19 protein-coding genes are annotated in these 17,534 nt (G+C 63.2%); 8 read left to right on the top strand and 11 right to left on the bottom strand.

What is annotated here, in order from left to right:
- The first annotated feature begins 236 nt into the window (after positions 1-236).
- Together E8E78_RS13230 and E8E78_RS13235 are read left to right on the top strand one after the other, a co-directional pair.
- Positions 237-464 carry a type II toxin-antitoxin system HicA family toxin gene (locus E8E78_RS13230; protein ID WP_019473103.1) on the top strand — a complete coding sequence of 76 codons (228 nt, stop codon included), beginning with the start codon at positions 237-239 and terminating at the stop codon, positions 462-464.
- Entirely contained in the window at positions 461-868 is a 408-nt protein-coding gene (locus E8E78_RS13235) for a type II toxin-antitoxin system HicB family antitoxin (RefSeq protein ID WP_049274991.1), read from the top strand. The genes E8E78_RS13230 and E8E78_RS13235 overlap by 4 nt, the downstream gene beginning before the upstream one ends.
- Before the next feature lie 19 nt (positions 869-887).
- On the opposite strand, the gene E8E78_RS13240 is transcribed toward E8E78_RS13235, so the two are convergent.
- The 7 genes from E8E78_RS13240 to E8E78_RS13270 all read right to left on the bottom strand — a co-directional run bounded on the left by E8E78_RS13240 (position 888) and on the right by E8E78_RS13270 (position 7,691).
- Positions 888-1,820: a phosphatidate cytidylyltransferase gene (locus tag E8E78_RS13240; RefSeq protein ID WP_016489124.1), complete on the bottom strand. Its 933-nt coding sequence runs from the start codon at positions 1,818-1,820 to the stop codon at positions 888-890.
- 1 nt (position 1,821) lies between these two features.
- Positions 1,822-2,445, bottom strand: a complete 624-nt coding sequence (locus E8E78_RS13245; RefSeq protein ID WP_016497906.1) for a lysophospholipid acyltransferase family protein — start codon at positions 2,443-2,445, stop codon at positions 1,822-1,824.
- A 10-nt stretch (positions 2,446-2,455) separates the two neighbouring features.
- Positions 2,456-2,887 carry a hypothetical protein gene (locus tag E8E78_RS13250; RefSeq protein WP_016497907.1) on the bottom strand — a complete coding sequence of 144 codons (432 nt, stop codon included), beginning with the start codon at positions 2,885-2,887 and terminating at the stop codon, positions 2,456-2,458.
- A complete protein-coding gene (locus E8E78_RS13255; protein WP_280313167.1) occupies positions 2,884-4,335 on the bottom strand; it encodes a phosphatase PAP2/dual specificity phosphatase family protein in 1,452 nt (483 codons plus the stop codon). Before E8E78_RS13255 ends, E8E78_RS13250 begins: the two co-directional genes overlap by 4 nt.
- Positions 4,336-6,090 (bottom strand): bifunctional alpha/beta hydrolase/class I SAM-dependent methyltransferase, encoded by a 1,755-nt coding sequence (locus tag E8E78_RS13260; RefSeq protein WP_016497909.1) that lies wholly within the window; start codon positions 6,088-6,090, stop codon positions 4,336-4,338. It abuts the gene before it with no gap.
- A 31-nt stretch (positions 6,091-6,121) separates the two neighbouring features.
- Positions 6,122-6,727 (bottom strand): CDP-alcohol phosphatidyltransferase family protein, encoded by a 606-nt coding sequence (locus E8E78_RS13265; RefSeq protein WP_016497910.1) that lies wholly within the window; start codon positions 6,725-6,727, stop codon positions 6,122-6,124.
- Positions 6,728-6,809: 82 nt separating this feature from the next.
- Positions 6,810-7,691, bottom strand: coding sequence for a LysR substrate-binding domain-containing protein (locus tag E8E78_RS13270; protein WP_016497911.1), 882 nt, complete (start codon positions 7,689-7,691; stop codon positions 6,810-6,812).
- A gap of 77 nt (positions 7,692-7,768) precedes the next feature.
- Here E8E78_RS13270 and E8E78_RS13275 point away from each other — a divergent pair, with 77 nt between their 5' ends.
- Positions 7,769-8,533: a sulfite exporter TauE/SafE family protein gene (locus tag E8E78_RS13275; RefSeq protein ID WP_084967074.1), complete on the top strand. Its 765-nt coding sequence runs from the start codon at positions 7,769-7,771 to the stop codon at positions 8,531-8,533.
- Here E8E78_RS13275 and E8E78_RS13280 read toward each other — a convergent pair.
- Positions 8,523-8,837, bottom strand: coding sequence for a putative quinol monooxygenase (locus tag E8E78_RS13280; protein WP_016497913.1), 315 nt, complete (start codon positions 8,835-8,837; stop codon positions 8,523-8,525). The genes E8E78_RS13275 and E8E78_RS13280 overlap by 11 nt on opposite strands.
- A gap of 163 nt (positions 8,838-9,000) precedes the next feature.
- Between E8E78_RS13280 and E8E78_RS13285 the strand changes: the two genes are divergently transcribed.
- The 3 genes from E8E78_RS13285 to ggt all read left to right on the top strand — a co-directional run bounded on the left by E8E78_RS13285 (position 9,001) and on the right by ggt (position 12,303).
- On the top strand, positions 9,001-9,591 hold the full coding sequence (locus E8E78_RS13285; protein ID WP_049274996.1) for an NAD(P)H-dependent oxidoreductase: 591 nt from the start codon (positions 9,001-9,003) through the stop codon (positions 9,589-9,591).
- Between the two features lie 30 nt (positions 9,592-9,621).
- Positions 9,622-10,518, top strand: a complete 897-nt coding sequence (locus E8E78_RS13290; protein WP_016497915.1) for a LysR family transcriptional regulator — start codon at positions 9,622-9,624, stop codon at positions 10,516-10,518.
- Between the two features lie 117 nt (positions 10,519-10,635).
- Entirely contained in the window at positions 10,636-12,303 is a 1,668-nt protein-coding gene (ggt, locus tag E8E78_RS13295; protein WP_084967075.1) for a gamma-glutamyltransferase, read from the top strand.
- A gap of 132 nt (positions 12,304-12,435) precedes the next feature.
- Here ggt and E8E78_RS13300 read toward each other — a convergent pair whose 3' ends face one another.
- Together E8E78_RS13300 and E8E78_RS13305 are read right to left on the bottom strand one after the other, a co-directional pair.
- Complete coding sequence (locus tag E8E78_RS13300) at positions 12,436-14,355, bottom strand: methyl-accepting chemotaxis protein (protein ID WP_059395205.1); 1,920 nt, start codon at positions 14,353-14,355, stop codon at positions 12,436-12,438.
- 173 nt (positions 14,356-14,528) lie between these two features.
- A complete protein-coding gene (locus tag E8E78_RS13305) occupies positions 14,529-15,425 on the bottom strand; it encodes a neutral zinc metallopeptidase (RefSeq protein ID WP_049275000.1) in 897 nt (298 codons plus the stop codon).
- A gap of 200 nt (positions 15,426-15,625) precedes the next feature.
- Here E8E78_RS13305 and pcaH point away from each other — a divergent pair, with 200 nt between their 5' ends.
- Together pcaH and pcaG are read left to right on the top strand one after the other, a co-directional pair.
- Positions 15,626-16,345 carry a protocatechuate 3,4-dioxygenase subunit beta gene (gene pcaH / locus E8E78_RS13310; protein WP_016489110.1) on the top strand — a complete coding sequence of 240 codons (720 nt, stop codon included), beginning with the start codon at positions 15,626-15,628 and terminating at the stop codon, positions 16,343-16,345.
- A 10-nt stretch (positions 16,346-16,355) separates the two neighbouring features.
- Positions 16,356-16,961, top strand: a complete 606-nt coding sequence (gene pcaG / locus E8E78_RS13315) for a protocatechuate 3,4-dioxygenase subunit alpha (protein WP_084967076.1) — start codon at positions 16,356-16,358, stop codon at positions 16,959-16,961.
- Between the two features lie 35 nt (positions 16,962-16,996).
- Here the strand turns inward: pcaG and E8E78_RS13320 are convergent, their stop codons facing one another.
- Positions 16,997-17,431 carry a cupin domain-containing protein gene (locus tag E8E78_RS13320; RefSeq protein ID WP_049275001.1) on the bottom strand — a complete coding sequence of 145 codons (435 nt, stop codon included), beginning with the start codon at positions 17,429-17,431 and terminating at the stop codon, positions 16,997-16,999.
- Positions 17,432-17,534 lie beyond the last annotated feature (103 nt).

Raw genomic sequence — 17,534 nt, forward strand, 5'->3', positions numbered from 1 at the left:
CGACAGTGATGTGCGCAAGCCCAACGTGCACACTGTCGGCGCTTGCGGCGGCATGAGTCGGCAACGATTCCAAGGACATCGGTGGCAGGGTGATACTTCCTTCATGTCACTCCGCATGTCCCTACAGATTCATCCAGACTGTCCGCGAGTCTCAAGACGTATGCATAGTGTGTACTGCGCTTTGTTCTGGTTAATTCGGTGTGTATGATACACATCGACTGCCGAAGGAAGTGTGCATGCGCAGTCGTGAAGTCATCCAGCTAATCGAAGCTGACGGGTGGTATGAGGTCGAGGTAAAAGGCAGTCATCACCAATTTCGGCACCCCACAAAAAAGGGGCGAGTAACAGTTCCTCATCCCAAGACCGAGCTGCCCAAAGGCACGGTACGCAGCATTCTGAAACAGGCCGGTCTGATTCAAACCGGTAGCGTTGCCAGCACGAGCGTCAACGGAGGTAATCAATGAAGATTCCGGTTGTATTACACAAAGACACCGGCTCGGATTACGGCGTGACCGTTCCCGATGTGCCCGGTTGCTTCTCCGCCGGCGCTACAGTCGCACAGGCGCTGGAGAACGTTCAGGAGGCGCTGGCGCTTCATTTCGAAGGGTTGGTAGCAGATAACGAGCCGTTGCCGCAGGCACAGGAAGTCGATGTCCATGTGGCGAACCCCGACTATGAAGGCGGGGTGTGGGCCGTAGTGGATTTTGACGTCACCCCCTATCTGGGCAAAGCGGTTCGCTTCAATGCAACGCTGCCGGAAAACCTGCTTCAGCGGATAGACGACAAAGTGAAGCGTGATCACCGTTATGCATCCCGCTCCGGTTTTCTGGCTTCGGCTGCGTTGCGAGAATTGGCGCTTTCACACTGATCGCGGACGCGTGCATTCGTTACGCCCACCAGTACCGCACAAAGTGGAAGAACACCGGCGCGGCAAAGCACACCGAGTCCATGCGATCGAGCATGCCGCCGTGGCCTTCGATCATGTGGCCCCAGTCCTTCACCCCGCGGTCGCGCTTGATCGCCGACATCACCAGCCCGCCGAAGAAGCCCATGGCGTTGACCGCCAACGCCATCAGCGCGGCCTGCCAGAAGGTGAACGGGGTGATCCAGCACAACAGGGCGCCGATCAGGGTGGCCAGTGCCACGCCGCCGGCCAACCCCTCTACGGTCTTGGACGGTGACAGGTTGGGGGCCACCTTGTGCTTGCCAAACAGCTTGCCGCACACGTATTGCAGCACGTCGCTGATCTGCACCACCAGGATCAGCCAGGCGATCAGCAGCAGGTTCCGCCCCTCGTAGCCGGGGATGTCCAGGGTCATCAAGGCGGGCACCGACGATACGCAGTAAACCGCAATCATCAGCCCCCACTGCACCTTCGACGCACGTTCGAGAAAACGCGTGGTATCGCCGCCGAAGCTGGCCAAAATCGGCAGCAGCAGGAACAGGTACACCGGGATGAAGATGCTGAACAGGCCGTACCAGTCCATGGCGATCAGCACGTACTGTACCGGCAGTGCCACATAAAACGCTGCCACCAGCGCCGGGTAGTCGCTGCGCCGGGTCGGGGTGAGGGTCATGAATTCGCGCAGGGCATAGAACGACACGCCATAGAACAGCACGATCACGCCGTATTTACCGAAGAGGAAGGCGATGCCGATCACCAGCACCATCACCCACCAGGCGTTGATGCGGGCGTTGAGGTTGTCGATCACCGCGTGTGGCGCCGGGCCGGCGCGCCACTTCAGCAGGCGGCCGGTCACGCTGGCGAGCAGCAGCAGGGCGCCAATGCCGGCAAACAGGGAAAGGGTGTTGTCGTCCATGTCAGGCATCCTTCGGGGCCAGGGTCAGCAGGGCCTGGCTGGCCCGCTCGAGAAAGGCCTGCTTGCTTTCGTCAGCGTGCAGGTGCAGCGGTTCGCCAAAGCTCAGTGTGCACAGCAACGGCAGGGGCAGGGCGCGGCCTTTGGGCATCACCCGGTTGAGATTGGCGATCCATACCGGTACCAGCTCGACGTCGGGGTTGGCCGCGGCCAGGTGGTACAACCCGCTTCTGAACGGCATCAGTGGCTCGTCGCCCAGGTTACGCGTGCCTTCCGGGAAGAAGATCAGCGAGTCGCCTTGAGCCACGGCTTCAAGGATCGGCTGTAGCGGGCTGCCCTGGCCTTCGCTGCGTTGGCGGTCGATCAATACGCCGTTGAACACCTTGCGAATGAGAAAATCGCGGATGCCCGGCTTGGCCCAGTAATCCGCGCCGGCCACCGGGCGGGTGCGTTTGCGCAAGGGCTGCGGCAGTGAAGCCCACAGCAGCACGAAGTCACCGTGGCTGCTGTGGTTGGCGAAGTACAGGCGCTGCACTGGCAGCGGCGTGCAACCCAGCCACAGGGCGCGGGCACCCGTGATCAGACGGGCGGCGGAGGTGATGAGGTAGGCGGTCAGGTTGGCGAGCATGGATCGGAGGTCATCCCTTCAAAGGCAGTGTCAGCAGGGTAGCCAAGGCCAGCGACAACTGCAGGCCCAGGCACACTGCCTGGCGGCGCAACAGGTTCAGTGCGGCCTGGCTGCGGTCAGGCCAGGCGCGGGCGTCCGTGGCCTGCGGTTTCAGTTTCAGCTCGAACAGGGCGCGGTCCAGGGCCTGGGTGTCCGCTGCCAGGTGGTTGCTGCTGGCGAGGTGGGTGAACAGTTCGGCATCTATGGCCACGCGGATGGCCCAGTACTTGTGCATCACGCCAAGCACCAGCAGCACGCCGCACAGCAGGCTGGCCAGCGGTTGAAGTGGGGCACCCAACAAAGGTGCAAGGCCGTAGGCCAGGGCCAGCAGGGTGAGGCCGTCGGACAAGCGTTCCAGCTGTTTGCCGCGACCCAGCAGGCTGGCCACCACACGCAGGTTCATGGCTGTGCTCCAAGCTGTTGCAAGGCCAGGCGGTGTGCCGGGTGCAGAACGATGCCGGGGCGGGCTTTGCGGATCAGTGCTTCGGCCTGCTGGGCGTCGCTGCAGCGGCCGGAGAGCAGCAGCCAGGCGGCCACGGCGCTGGCGCTGCGTGAATAGCCCAGAGCACAGCAGACCAGTAAGCGGCCTTGGGCGCGCAGGCGTTCGATGGCTTCGGCGGCCTGCCGTAGCAGGGCAACGTCCGGCGCTATCAGATCCAGGGTAGGGAAACACTGATACCCAAAGGCTGGCTCGGCCGTTGTAGGAGCGGCCTTGTGCCGCGAAAGGGGCGCGAAGCGGCCCCGGTTTTTCAGCTTCGCAGCAGACATTGCCGGGGCTGCTGCGCAGCCCTTTCGCGACACAAGGCCGCTCCCACAAATGTCCGCAGCAGGGCGGCTGACAGCGCAAGGCAGCTCGGCGCACAAATCCACAATCGCAGCGAATGGTGCGCTGTGCTCTGGGATCCTCCCTAGATACACGCCATCGCACACTTCATCGGCCTGTGGGTGGTGCCGGGTCCAGAGCCGCGAATTGACCCACGCTCCGACCAAATACGGTGCCAGCAGCCAGCTGGCCGCATTCGACAAGCGCCCATCGGCGCCTTTCTGAAACCCGCGTGCACCCAACACACCATAGTTCAGCGCAACCAGTGCCAGCGACACGGCCGGCCAGGCCAACCACAACCAGGCGCCGCCCGACACAACGGCAGGCACAGCGCACAAAACAGCGCCGACGGCATAATAAAACGCCACCCGCCAGCGCTTGGCATCCTGTGCCAGGCGCGCCTGTTGCCAGGGCAGTCGCCCCTGATGCGGCCACAGCCACACGCAGGCAAACCCCGCCAATGCACCCGTGGGTACATCGATGAAATGATGCTGCCAGGTGGTCAGTACCGACACTCCGATCAACGCCATCCAGCCATGCATCAGCCATCGCCAGGGCTGGCGCTGCACATGCCGGGCAAACATCGTCCAGATGATCACCAGCAGCGCAATGTGCAGCGATGGCGCCTGGTTGAACGGTTTGTCGAAGCCCATCAGTACATCGAACAGCCAGCCGAACAGCCCACCCAGCTCTGGCCGTTCGAAGGTGAACCGCAGCGGCCACAGCAGGAAGCAGGTGACACTGATCACCTGTGCGCTGAGCAGTGCCAGCGCGTGCCGGTCCATTTCCTGGCGTGTGCGCGGCAGCAGAAAGGACAGCCCGTAGAGCAAGTCGATCGACCAGTACGGGATGATCGTCCAGGGCCACAGCGGCATGCTGCGCTCCCAGCCGAACACCAGGCTGCCGACATCACTACGCCCGGCGGTATGGTTGTTCGCCAGCCCATAGCTGAGGAAAAACAACGGCCCCAGCAGCAGAAGCCAGAACACGCCCCGGCGGATCAGCCCTGGCTCGCGTGATGGGTTCATTCAGCGCACCCGCTGTGCCAGGCTGACGCTGAAAATCCCCCATTCATCAATGCGCTGGGCCAGCTTGCGGAAACCGGCTGCCTCTACCAACTGGTCCATTTCGGCCTGGCTGCGGCGTCGCATCACCCAGGCCTCGCCACCCCGGTGGCTGGTAAGGGCGCGGGCGATCATCTCCAGTTGCGGGTGCCACGGCTGGCCGGTGTAGACCAGATAACCGCCATCTTCCACGGCATCGGCCAGGCCGGCCAGCGAGTTGCCCACCAGCTGGTTGCTGGGGAACAGTTCGTAGAGCCCCGAGACCACCGCCAGGGTCGGCGGCTGCTCCAGCGTGGCCAGGCTCTGGCGGTCGAAGGCATCGCCCTGGACGAAGCGGGCGATGTCGGCCAGGCCCTTCTCGGTGATCAGCGCGCTGCCTTGCTGCACGTTAAGCTCGCTGTAGTCGCGCAGCAGGATCGAGTCCGGCAACTGCTCAAGGTCTTGCAGTGCTTCGAGGATGTAGCGGCCATGGCCGGCGGCGATATCGACAATGTGCACGGGCCGCTGTTGTTCGCGCAGCCGGGCGATGGCCAGGCGCAGCAGTTCCTCGACGTGCAGCTTGCGCTGGCGAATGCCACGCCAGCCGATGGCGTCGAGGTAGTTCTGGTCGACCAGGCGGCCCAGCTTGCCCTTGCCGGTTGGTTGGTTGCGGTACACGTAGTCGAGCGTGCTGCCCGAATCGAAGCCGGTGTCGAAGCCCAGTTTCACCCCCGCAGACAACCCCTTGCCCAGGCTAAGCCCGGCGCGGGTGGCGCGCCAGTAAAGGTCACGCGGCGAGTGGCGCGGCAACGGTGCGGCCAGGCTTTCGGCTTCGGCGCAACTGGCGCCCGTCTTGTCGGCATCAAGCAGTGACGGCAGGGCGGCGGGGCTGGCGAAGCAGTGCTCTACGAACCGTTCGATGCGCTTCAGGGCGTGGGCCCGGTCACGCTCACCGAGGGTGTCGTGGAAGAAGCCCGGCAGGATGTGCATTTCCTTGCGCGTGCTGCCCAGCCGTTCGAAAAAGCGCTCCTGCGGCTGGCGCTCGACCACGAAGTCGGCCCCGGATACCAGCAATTGGGTGGGTACCTGAATGGCCTGGGCATCCGCCACTACCCGGTCAGCGGCTTCGTACAGGCCCAGCAGCATGGTCACCGAAATCGGCCGGCTGATAAGCGGGTCGGCCACGTACGACATCACCCGCTCGGGGTCGTGAGTGAGCAGGCGTGGCTTGACGTAGCTGTTGACGAAGAAGTTGCCGCGCAAGGCCTTGAGCAGCTTCAGGCCAGGACGGGCAAATGGCACGTACAGCTTGACCTTGAACGCGGGCGAGGCCAGCACCAGGCAGCGTACCTTGGGCGCGTAGTCGTGGGCCCAGGTGGCAATCAGCACCGCGCCGACGCTTTGCGCCAGCACCACCAGGTCGTGCTCGGCGATGCCGTGATGGGCCTGGATATGTTCGATGAAGGTCTGCACGTCGCGCACGCTGGTGGCAAACCCCGGGCTGTCGCCGCGTGCGCCTGGCGACTGGCCATGGCCGCGGGCATCCCAGGCGAAGAAATCATAGCCCGGCATGTCCAGTTCATCGGCCAGGTGGGCCATGCGCCCGCCGTGTTCATGGCCGCGGTGGAACATCACCACGGCCCGGCGTGGCTGGTGCTCGTTGCGGGTGGCAGGCCAATGACGGTAGTGCAACTCGACACCGTCATGGGTGGAGAAGTGCAGCGCTTGCGCTTGGCGCATTATCAACGTCCTTTTTGCGGCGGCTTTGGGCTCAGCGGGTTTCGGCCAGCCCCTGGCGAACCCGGTTGTAGAGGGTATAGAGCGAGAGCGCGAGGATGACCAGCAGCAGGCCATTGATCCAGCTGCCGTTCAGCAGGCCAAAGGCGACCCCGGTGCCCAGCACGCCGAAGGCAAAGGCCCGGTCGCTTTTGCCCATGGGGCCGTCGTAACGGCGCGAGGCGCCAGCCAGCGGGCCCATGACGCCGGCGTATTCGCTGAAGGTGGCACACAGCACCACCAGCACCACCAGCACCGGAGAAACCCCGGCCAGCAGGGCGAAGGGCAGGTACAGGGCAGCGTCGGCGATCACGTCGCAGAGTTCGTTGAGGTAGGCGCCGAGGGTAGATTGCTGGCCGAACTCCCTGGCCAACATGCCGTCGACGGCGTTCAGTGCCATGCGCAGCAGCATCCACACCGGTATCAGGATGAACAGCCAGGTGACGTGGGGCAGGGCGGCCAGTAGCAAGCCCAGCAGGACCGACACCACGGCGGCGGCGACGGTAACCTGGTTGGCGGTGACACCGCGGTCGTAAAGGCGCTGGACTGCTGGGCGCAGCAGGGCCTGGAAGCGCGGTTTGAGCTGGTAGATCGATGCCACTGGAAAATCCTTTTTCGTGGTGCGATGGGGGATTGTGTGCGACCGGCCGAAAAAATGCACCCACTCTGCAGGAACTGACGCTTCAACGGGTGAGGGTGGTCACCAATGCTGCGGCATAGCCCGGCAACGCCGCAAAGTCCCGCGCGCACACCAGCAACTTGCGGTTGGCCCACGCCTCCTCCAGCGCCACCCAGTGCAACGGCAGCACGCCTTGCCAGCGCTTCACGGCTGCCAGCGGTACCACCCCGACCCCGGCCCCGCCTGCAACCATGCGGATTACCCCATCGAAACCCTCGGCCCGCACCCGCACACGCATACGGCGCCCCTCACGCAGGGCCTGTTCTTCCAGGTACAACGCCAACGCGCTACTGGCACCCAGCCCGACATGGCCATGCACCAGGCTGTCGATGAAACTGGGCGCGACCGCGCTGGCCAGCGGGTGGCCCAAGGGCGTCACCAGTACCAGCGGGTCGTCGCGAAACGGCCGGGTTTGCAGGTGTTCGTTGGGCGCTGCGGTCGAAACGATGCCAAGGTCCGCCATGCCCTGGGTAATCGCCTGCACGATGCGCAGGCTCGGCAGTTCCTGCACATCTACGCTGACCCCGGGATGTGCAGCCAGGTAGCTGGCCAGCAGTTCTGGCAGGTACTCCGTGAGTGCTGCTGTGTTGCACAGCAGGCGTACCTGGCCCTGCTGCCCTTGTGCGTACTGGCCCAGATCAAACTGCAAGCGCTCGACCTGCTGCGCTATCAGGCGTGCATGCTGCAGCAGTGCCTGACCCGCCGGTGTCGGCTGCACGCCACGGCGGTTGCGCTGCAGCAACGGGATACCCAGCGATGCCTCCATGGCGCGGATGCGTGCGCTGGCTGCCGGCAGCGACAGGTGGCTGCGGCTGGCGCCGGCAGTGATGTTGCCGCACTCCAGGGTGTGCTGGAACAGCTTGAGGTCGATCAGGTCGAAATGCATGTGGCTCTGTCTTTACAAGAGTCTGGCTGAGTATATGGCAGATTTTCCCGCTGGCCGGAAACCGCCATCATCAGCCCATGACTACTTTGCTAGCTTTCTACCAGGACATTGGCCCAGCCCTTTCGCTGCTGGTAGTGCTTACCTTCCTGCTGGCCGGCGCGGTCAAGGGGGTGATCGGCCTGGGCCTGCCGACCATCGCCATGGGCCTGCTGGGGCTGGCTATGCCGCCGGCGCAGGCAGCTGCGCTGCTGATTGTGCCGTCGACCCTCACCAACCTTTGGCAACTGGCCAGCGGCGGGCACCTGCGGGCGTTGCTGATGCGGCTGGGGCCGATGCTGGCGCTGATCTTCATTGGCACCTTGCTGGGCAGTGCCTGGCTGGGGATCGACAGTGGCCCATGGGCCATCCACGCGCTGGGTGCGGCTTTGCTGGTGTATGCGTTGTACGGGCTGGTCGGCCCGGGCTTGCACCTGGCGCCGGCGCACGAGCGTTGGCTTGGGCCGGTCTGCGGGCTGTTGACGGGGGTGCTCACGGCGGCAACCGGGGTTTTCGTGATACCTGCTGTGCCCTACCTGCAAAGCCTGGGCCTGAGCCGTGGACAGATGATCCAGGCCCTGGGCCTGTCGTTCACGGTGTCGACCTTGGCGCTGGCCGTTGGCCTGGCCGGGCAGGATGCCCTTGGTGGCCAGGCGTTGGGGGCTTCGCTGCTGATGCTGGCGCCCGCCTTGCTCGGCATGCTGGCCGGGCAGTGGTTGCGTCAGCGCATCAGCGCGCTGCTGTTCAAACGTTGCTTCTTCATCGGCCTGGCCGCCCTGGGCGGCCACTTGCTGATCAACGGCTAGCGCTTGATGCGCTGAGCATGTCGACCCGCTGGATATCGAAATCGCGCTCCAGGTAGTCCATGCGCTTTTCAAAAAACGCCTTCATGTGCGGCAAGGCCGAGTGCACATCCAGCGCGGCCTGGTCGGCCCACACTTCAAAGAACACGAACAGGCTCGGGTCCTGCTGGTCGCGCAGCATGTGGTACTCGATGCAGCCCGGCTCCTGGCGGCTGGGCTCGACGAAGGGGCGGAACAGGGTTTCGAACGCATCAGCCATTTCCGGGCGGGTCTTGGCTTTGAGGATAAAGGCGAACTGCTCACTCATGGGGCGCTACTCGGTGATGGGTGGTGAGTCGATTCTACGGCAATAATACTTTGCTCATTCGTGACTTCCGGTCAATTGTATTTTGCCCAGTCACCCCTGTATCCCGCCCCCGCGAGCCTCTAACCTGCCGGCATCAAATTTTGACTCGGCCCGGGAGGCCAGCATGAAAAAGATCCTTCTGCTCAATGGTGGTAAACAGTTCGCTCACTCCGAAGGCCGCCTCAACGCGACCTTGCACGAAGCAGCAATCGCTCACCTGGACCGCGCGGGCTTCGATGTGCAGCAAACCTTTATCGATGGCGGCTACGACGTGCAGGCCGAGGTTGAGAAGTTTCTCTGGGCCGATGTGATCGTCTACCAGATGCCGGGCTGGTGGATGGGCGCACCCTGGACCGTGAAAAAGTACATCGACGAAGTCTTTACCGCTGGCCATGGCAGCCTTTATGCCAACGATGGCCGTACCCGTTCGGATCATTCGCAGAAGTACGGCAGCGGTGGCCTGTTGCACGGCAAGCAGTACATGCTGTCGCTGACCTGGAATGCGCCGCAGCAGGCGTTCGATGACCCGAGTGATTTCTTCGAAGGCAAGGGTGTGGATGCCGTGTACTTCCCGTTCCACAAGGCCAACCAGTTCCTTGGCATGACCGGCCTGCCGACTTACCTGGCGGTGGATGTGATGAAGCGCCCGGATGTGCCGGCGGCATTGGCGGCCTACGAAGCACATCTGGACAAGGTGTTCGGCAAGGCGATCTAATCCAGGCAGGTACCCATCACAGGCGCGAATGTGAAAACCCGATCCGAAGAACTCCAGGTATTCGTCGCCGTCATCGACTGCGGCTCGATTTCTGCCGCTGCCGAGCAGATGGGGCAGACCCCGTCCGCCGTCAGCCGCACCTTGTCGCGCCTGGAGGGCAAGCTGGGTACCACTCTTGTCAACCGTACCACCCGGCGCATGGACCTCACCGAAGAGGGCCGCTACTTCCTTGAGCGCTCACGGCTGATCCTGGAGCAGATGGACGAGATGGAAGAGCGCCTGTCGATGAACCACCAGACGCCCACCGGGCGCCTTCGCATCAACGCCGCTGCGCCGTTCATGCTGCATGCCATCCTGCCGTGGATCGGTGAGTTCCGTCGCGAGTACCCGGGCATCGAGCTGGAACTGAACACCGATGACCTGATCATCGACTTGCTGGAGCAAAGCACCGATGTGGCGATCCGCATCGGCGAACTGGCCGATTCCAGCCTGCACGCGCGCAACCTGGGTTGCAGCCCGGTGCAGGTACTGGCCAGCCCGGCCTACCTGGCGCAGCACGGCACGCCGCAGCGGGTCGAGGACCTGGCCAACCACTGCCTGCTCGGCTTCAGCCAGCCCGAATCGCTCAACCATTGGCCGCTGCGCCACGCCCAGGGTGACCGCTTCAGCATCCGCCCGGCACTGATCGCCTCCAGTGGCGAGACCCTGCGCCAGCTGGCACTGGCCGGCGAGGGCATCGTCAGCCTGTCGCACTTCATGACCCATGAGGACATCCGCGCCGGGCGCCTGCAAGTGGTCCTGGCCGCGGCCAACAATGGCTACCGCCAGCCGATCCACGCGGTGTACTACCGCAATACCCAGCTGGCGCTGCGTATCCAGTGCTTCCTCGATTTCATCCAGCGCAAGCTGGCGATGTACGCCTGCTGAGTTGCCTGAACGCGACAGATCCTGTCCACAGGCGGCGAAATTTCCTTTGGTTGATTGCACAGTCGAAACGCTTCGGCCTTACTGACTGCTCAACAAAAACAACACCAAGGAAGTGTCATGCGTATCGTCCCGTTCCAGTACCTGGCTCTCGCAGCCGCGATCCTGAGCTGTTCCTCGGTTTATGCCGCCACGCTGGAGGGCGGCGCAGTGGCTGCGCCCGATCAATATGGTGCACAGGTAGCCGCCGATATTCTGAAAAAGGGCGGCAACGCGGTAGACGCCGCCGTGGCAACCGCCTTCACCCTGGCTGTGACCTACCCGGAGGCCGGTAACATCGGCGGTGGTGGGTTCATGACCCTGTTCGTCGACGGCAAGCCCTACTTCCTGGACTACCGCGAGGTCGCGCCGAAGGCTGCCACGCGCAACATGTACCTGGACGACAAGGGCGAGGTCATCGAAAACCTCAGCCTGGTCGGGGTACGCGCCGCGGGTGTGCCTGGCACGGTGATGGGCCTGTGGGAGGCGCACCAGAAGTTCGGCAAGCTGCCGTGGAGCGAGCTGCTGACCCCGGCCATCGGCTATGCGAAAAACGGCTTCAAAGTGGCGGAAAAGCAGTACCAGTACCGCAACGATGCCCAGGGCATGTTCAAGACTGCGACCAACTTCAATGACTACTTCGGCAACATGAAGGTCGGCGAGCTGTTCAAGCAGCCAGAAATGGCCCAGACCCTGGAACGCATCGCCGACAAGGGCGTGAGCGAGTTCTACCAGGGCAAGACTGCCGACCTGCTGGTGGCGCAGATGCAGGCTGACAAGGGCCTGATCACCAAGGATGACTTGAAGGATTACAAAGCCGTATGGCGTGAGCCGATGGCGGTGAGCTGGCGTGGTAACGTGGTCTACACCGCACCACCGCCAAGCTCTGGCGGCGTCGCCCTGGCCCAGTTGCTGGGCATCAAGGAAGACCGCGCGGCGGACTTCAAGGGGGTGGCGCACAACTCGGCGCAGTACATCCACCTGCTGGCCGAAATCGAGAAGCGCGTATTCGCCGACCGTGCCGACTACCTGGGCGACCCGGCCTTCACCAAGGTGCCGGTGGACCAACTGGTGGCCAAGGACTATCTGGCCAAGCGCGCCGCGCAGGTCAACCCGAAAGCCATTTCCGACACCGACAAGGTCAAGCCGGGCCTTGAGCCGCATCAGACCACGCATTTCTCGATCGTCGACAAGCAGGGCAACGCGGTCAGTAACACCTACACCCTCAACCTCGATTACGGCAGTGGCGTGGTGGTGAAGGGCGCAGGCTTCCTGCTCAACGACGAGATGGACGACTTCAGCGCCAAGCCCGGCGCTGCCAATGCCTTTGGTGTGGTGGGCGGTGATGCGAACGCAATCGAGCCGGGCAAGCGCATGCTGTCCTCGATGAGCCCCAGCTTGATGACCCGTGATGGCAAGGTCGAGCTGGTCATCGGTACCCCGGGCGGTTCGCGGATCTTCACCTCGATCTTTCAGGTGATGAACAACCTGTACGACTACGGTATGCCGCTGGACAAGGCGGTGGCGGCACAGCGCGTGCACCATCAGTTGCTGCCCAAGAACACTATCTACTTTGACAGCTATGCACCCCTGACCGGGCCGGTGGCGGACGAGCTGAAGAAGATGGGCTACGTGCTTGAGGACCAAGGCTGGGAGATGGGCGATATCCAGGCGATCCGGGTGGATGGGGCGAAGCTTGAGACCGCTTCCGATCCGCGTGGGCGTGGGGTGGGGATGATCGTCAAGTAATGCCTGCCAGATTGCTGGGAGGGCTTTGCCCTCCTTTCGCGGCACAAGGCCGCTCCTACAGGGGAACGCGATCTCCTGTAGGAGCGGCCTTGTGCCGCGAAAGGGCCGCAAAGCGGCCCCGGGTTACCCAGGTCAGACGCGGAACTGGCTGACCAGCGTCTGCAACTGCCCACCCAACCGCGCCAGCTCAACGCTGGCCGACGCCGTCTCGTCACTGGCCGCCGCCGTTTGCTCGGACACATCACGCACATTCAGGATGCTGCGGCTGATCTCTTCCGCCACTGCACTCTGTTGCTCCGCCGCCGCAGCAATCTGCTGGTTCATCGACTGGATGCTCGACACCGTGCTGGTGATGTTCTCCAGCGAGGCCCCGGCCTTACGTGCCAGTTCGACGCTGCTGTCGGTCAAGGTACGGCTGCCCTGCATGGCGTTCGCTACTTGCTGGGTACCATCCTGCAGGCTGGCAATCAGCGCTTCGATTTCTTCGGTGGACTTCTGCGTGCGCTGCGCCAGGCCGCGCACTTCGTCGGCGACCACGGCAAAACCACGACCGGCCTCGCCAGCACGTGCCGCCTCGATCGCCGCATTGAGCGCCAGCAGGTTGGTCTGTTCGGCCACCGACTTGATCACGTCCATCACGCTACCGATCTTCTGGCTTTCCTGCTGCAGCATGTTCATGGCTTCGGTGGAGCGGTGCATGTCCTCGGCCAGGCGCTCGATCTGGCCAATCGCCTCGCCTACCACTCGGTCGCCGGCGCGGGCTTCGTCGTCGGCACCGGTGGCGGCATGCGAGGCCTGCTCGGCATTGCGCGCCACTTCCTGAACGGTGGCGGCCATTTCGTGCATGGCGGTGGCCACCTGGTCGGTCTCGACCTTCTGGCTGTTGGCGCCGGCACTGGTCTGTTCGGTCACTGCCGACAGCTCTTCGGCGGCGCTGGCAATCTGGGTGACGCCATCGCGGATGCCGCTGATCAGCTCGCGCAGCGTGGTGCCCATGCGCGCGATACCTTGCTGCAGCACGCCCAGTTCGTCGCGGCGGGTGATGCGCGCATGCTGGGTGAGGTCGCCGCTGGCGATCTTTTCTACCGCTACCAGGGTTTCACGCAGTGGGCCGGTGATTTGGCGGGTGATCATTACCGCTGCCAGTACGCCGACCAGCAGTGCCAGCAGGGTAGCGATGGCCTGCAGGGTGCGGGCCTGGGTGCTTTCGATGTCGCGGCGTTCCAGCTGGATCTGGTACAGCGCATCGCTGCGCTTGACGATATCGGCGCCCTGCACGGTCATTTCGGCGCGTGAGGTGGTGATGTTGGCGACCGCGTCGCGGAACTGGCGCACGGCATCACGGTAGGCCAGTACCGAGCGTTCGAACTGTTGCAGGCGGGCGTCTTCGGCGGGCAGCTGGCGCTTGAGGTTGTCGATATCGGCTAGCGCTGCATCCAGCTGGCGCAGGGCGGCCTGCTCGTTGGCAGCACTGTTGTCGGCAATGTAGCCGCGTACGTCGATGCGCACCTGCAGCAGTTGCTGGCGGGCCTTGCTGATCAGCTGGTACTGGGCCAGGCGCACGCTGTCGGCCTCTGGGCGCGCCATGACTTCCTGGCTGAGGGCGTCCATGGCCTGGTCGGCGCGGGTGGCCGAACCGTCCATGGCAACGCGCGCAGCGCGGGTGGCGTCGTAGCCTTGGCGCATCTTGTTCAGCGACACCTTGTAGGCGCTGATGGTTGCGCCCAGCTCGTTCAGCAGCTTGACGTTGTCCGGGCTTTTGAAGGTGCTGGCCAGGTAGGCCTGCTGCTTGCTGAAGGCATCCAGCTTGGTCTGGGTGTTGGCGGCGGCAGCATCGTCGCCGTTGGCGATCATGTACTGCAGGCGCGCGATGCGCAGGTCGGTCAGGTCTTTGTTGAGCTGGCCGATGTCACCCATCCAGTTGCTGCGGTCGATCAGGCTGCCCAGGCTGGTCCAGCCGGTCAGGGCCAGCAGGCCGGTGAGGATCAGCACCAGGCCGAAGCCCAGTCCAAGTTTGAGGTTGACGCTGATGTTAGCGAACCAGCTGTTCATGCACGCTCTCCAGAAGTAGTTTTCGCTCTCTTGATCTTCGATCGCAAGGCGTTGTTGTTCTGGCTGCCCGCTGATTCGTGCAGGGGTTATCGGCAATGATCAGGGAAGCTGAAACGCTTTTTCAGCAGATTTGTAACTGGATAATCAGGGGCTGCAAAGCAGCCCCTGCAGTTTCAGAGGCTGCGTGCGCTGAAGGTATCGCAGCTGTTCACCTCACCTTGGGCAAACCCGGCCTTGAACCAGCGCACCCGCTGTGCCGAGGTGCCATGGGTGAACGAGTCCGGCACCACGCGCCCGCGGCCTTGCTGCTGCAGGCGGTCATCGCCAATGGCGTTGGCGGCGTTCAGCGCTTCCTCGACGTCACCCGGTTCCAGCCAGTTCAGGCGCTTTTGCGCCTGGTAGGCCCACACGCCGGCCAGGCAGTCGGCCTGAAGTTCCTGGCGCACCAACAGGCCGTTGTCGCCCTCCATGCGCTGGCCGTTGCGGCGTGCGGCATCGACCTTGGCCGAAACACCCAGCAGGGTCTGTACGTGGTGGCCGATTTCGTGGGCGATCACGTAGGCCTGGGCGAAGTCGCCTGCCGCAGCGAAGCGGGTTTCCATTTCGCGGAAGAACGACATGTCCAGGTACACCCGTTGGTCAGCCGGGCAGTAGAACGGCCCCACCGCCGCCGAAGCAAAGCCACAGGCCGAATTGACCTGGCCACTGAACAGCACCAGCTTGGGGTCGCGGTATTGCTTGCCGGCTTCGGCAAACAGCGCTTTCCAGGTGTCCTCGGTATCGCCCAGCACCGAGGCAACGAACTCCGCCTGCTGGTCGTTGGCCGGTGGCGCCTTGGCGCCTGTGCCACTGGGTGCCGTTTGCTGTTGCTGCTGTTCCATCTGGCCGGTGAGCTGGCCAAGAATCTGCAACGGGTCCTGCCCGGTGAGCCAGCCGATGCCAACGATCAGCAGAATCGCCCCGAGCCCCAGCCCTTTGCCGCCGCCGAAACGCATGCCACCGCCGCCACTGCCACCTTCGCCTCGGGCATCGACCACGTTGTCGCTGCGTCGGCCTTTTCGCCATTCCATGAATGCTCTCCGGAGCGTGAAACAAGAAGACAAAGATTAGTCCACGACGGCGGCAGGCGTCAGGCCAAAGTGTTAACCCATAACCATTTGGTTATGTATAAGGTGGTCGATTTCAATATTCATCGCGCGCGACCTGCCGGAAACTGTAAGTCCGCCTGCCACGCCCAGGCGTTCACATAATTCCAAGAGAGGAAACCGGCATGCCCGCACAGGACAACAGCCGCTTCGTGATCCGTGATCGCAACTGGCACCCCAAAGCCCTTACGCCTGACTACAAAACGTCCATTGCCCGCTCGCCGCGTCAGGCACTGGTCAGCATTCCACAGTCGATCAGCGAAACCACTGGTCCGAACTTCTCCCACCTGGGCTTTGGCGCCCACGACCATGACCTGTTGCTGAACTTCAACAACGGTGGCCTGCCAATCGGCGAGCGCATCATCGTTGCCGGCCGCGTGGTCGACCAGTACGGCAAGCCTGTGCCGAACACCCTGGTGGAGATGTGGCAAGCCAACGCCGGTGGCCGCTATCGGCACAAGAACGACCGTTACCTGGCACCGCTGGACCCGAACTTTGGTGGTGTCGGCCGTTGCCTGACCGACAGTGACGGCTATTACAGCTTCCGCACCATCAAGCCGGGCCCGTACCCATGGCGCAACGGCCCGAACGACTGGCGCCCGGCGCACATCCACTTCGGCATCAGCGGCCCGTCGATTGCCACCAAGCTGATCACCCAGCTGTATTTCGAGGGTGACCCGCTGATCCCGATGTGCCCGATCGTCAAGTCGATCGCCAATCCTGAAGCTGTACAGCAGTTGATCGCCAAGCTCGACATGAGCAACGCCAACCCGATGGACTGCCTGGCCTACCGCTTTGACATCGTGCTGCGCGGCCAGCGCAAGACCCACTTCGAAAACTGCTGAGGAACCCGCCATGCCAATCGAACTGCTGCCGGAAACCCCTTCGCAGACCGCCGGCCCCTACGTGCACATCGGCCTGGCCCTGGAAGCGGCCGGCAACCCGACCCGCGATCAGGAAATCTGGAACCGCCTGGCCAAGCCAGACGCGCCAGGCGAGCACATCCTGCTGCTCGGCCAGGTGTATGACGGTAACGGCCACCTGGTGCGCGACTCGTTCCTGGAAGTGTGGCAGGCCGACGCCAATGGCGAGTACCAGGATGCCTACAACCTGGAAAACGCCTTCAACAGCTTTGGCCGCACCGCTACCACCTTCGATGCCGGTGAATGGACCCTGCACACGGTCAAGCCGGGTGTGGTGAACAACTCGGCTGGTGTACCGATGGCGCCGCACATCAACATCAGCCTGTTTGCCCGTGGTATCAACATCCACCTGCACACGCGCCTGTATTTCGATGACGAAGCCCAGGCCAACGCCAAGTGCCCGGTGCTCAACCTGATCGAGCAGCCACAGCGGCGTGAAACCTTGATTGCCAAGCGTTGCGAAGTGGACGGGAAGACGGCGTATCGCTTTGATATCCGTATCCAGGGGGAAGGCGAGACGGTGTTCTTCGACTTCTGATGGAAACCCGGGGCCGCACAGCGGCCCCGGGGCTATCAGCCGTTCACAGGCTTCAGGTCAAACGCATCGGCCTGGTACTGGAACAGCAGGCAATCGGCCGCCGCAGTGCATCCGCTTTCATGCACCAGGTCGGCCGGCAGCCTGTAGTAGGACCCGGCTGAAAACTCGGTGCGTTTGCCATCGATTACCGCGTAGAAAGTACCCTTCAGCACCACGGTCGGCAGTGCCTGGCTGTGCTGGTGCAGGCCGTTGTCGGTCCCTTTCCTGAATTTCACGTAGGCCGAGTAAGGCGCCTTGCCGAAAATGTCCCCCTCAACGTTGGCGTAGCTGACTGCGCCGTTGGTGTTGGGTACGTCCTGCCACTTCAATGCGGCGCTATCGGGTACTGACACGGTTTTTTCTGCTGCGTTGATGCCAACGGCCAGGGTGGCGAGCGCCACGCCCGCAATGATTGCCTGCAATGCCTTCATGGTGGTGTTCCTTCGTTGAGTGACAGTGCAACGAAGCCTAACCAAACACTTTCTGCACAAATACGGGGCTCGGTGCGCATGACTTGTTCATAACTTGCACAGA

The sequence above is a fragment of the Pseudomonas sp. BN505 genome (genome assembly GCF_029873175.1).
Lineage (GTDB): Bacteria > Pseudomonadota > Gammaproteobacteria > Pseudomonadales > Pseudomonadaceae > Aquipseudomonas > Aquipseudomonas putida.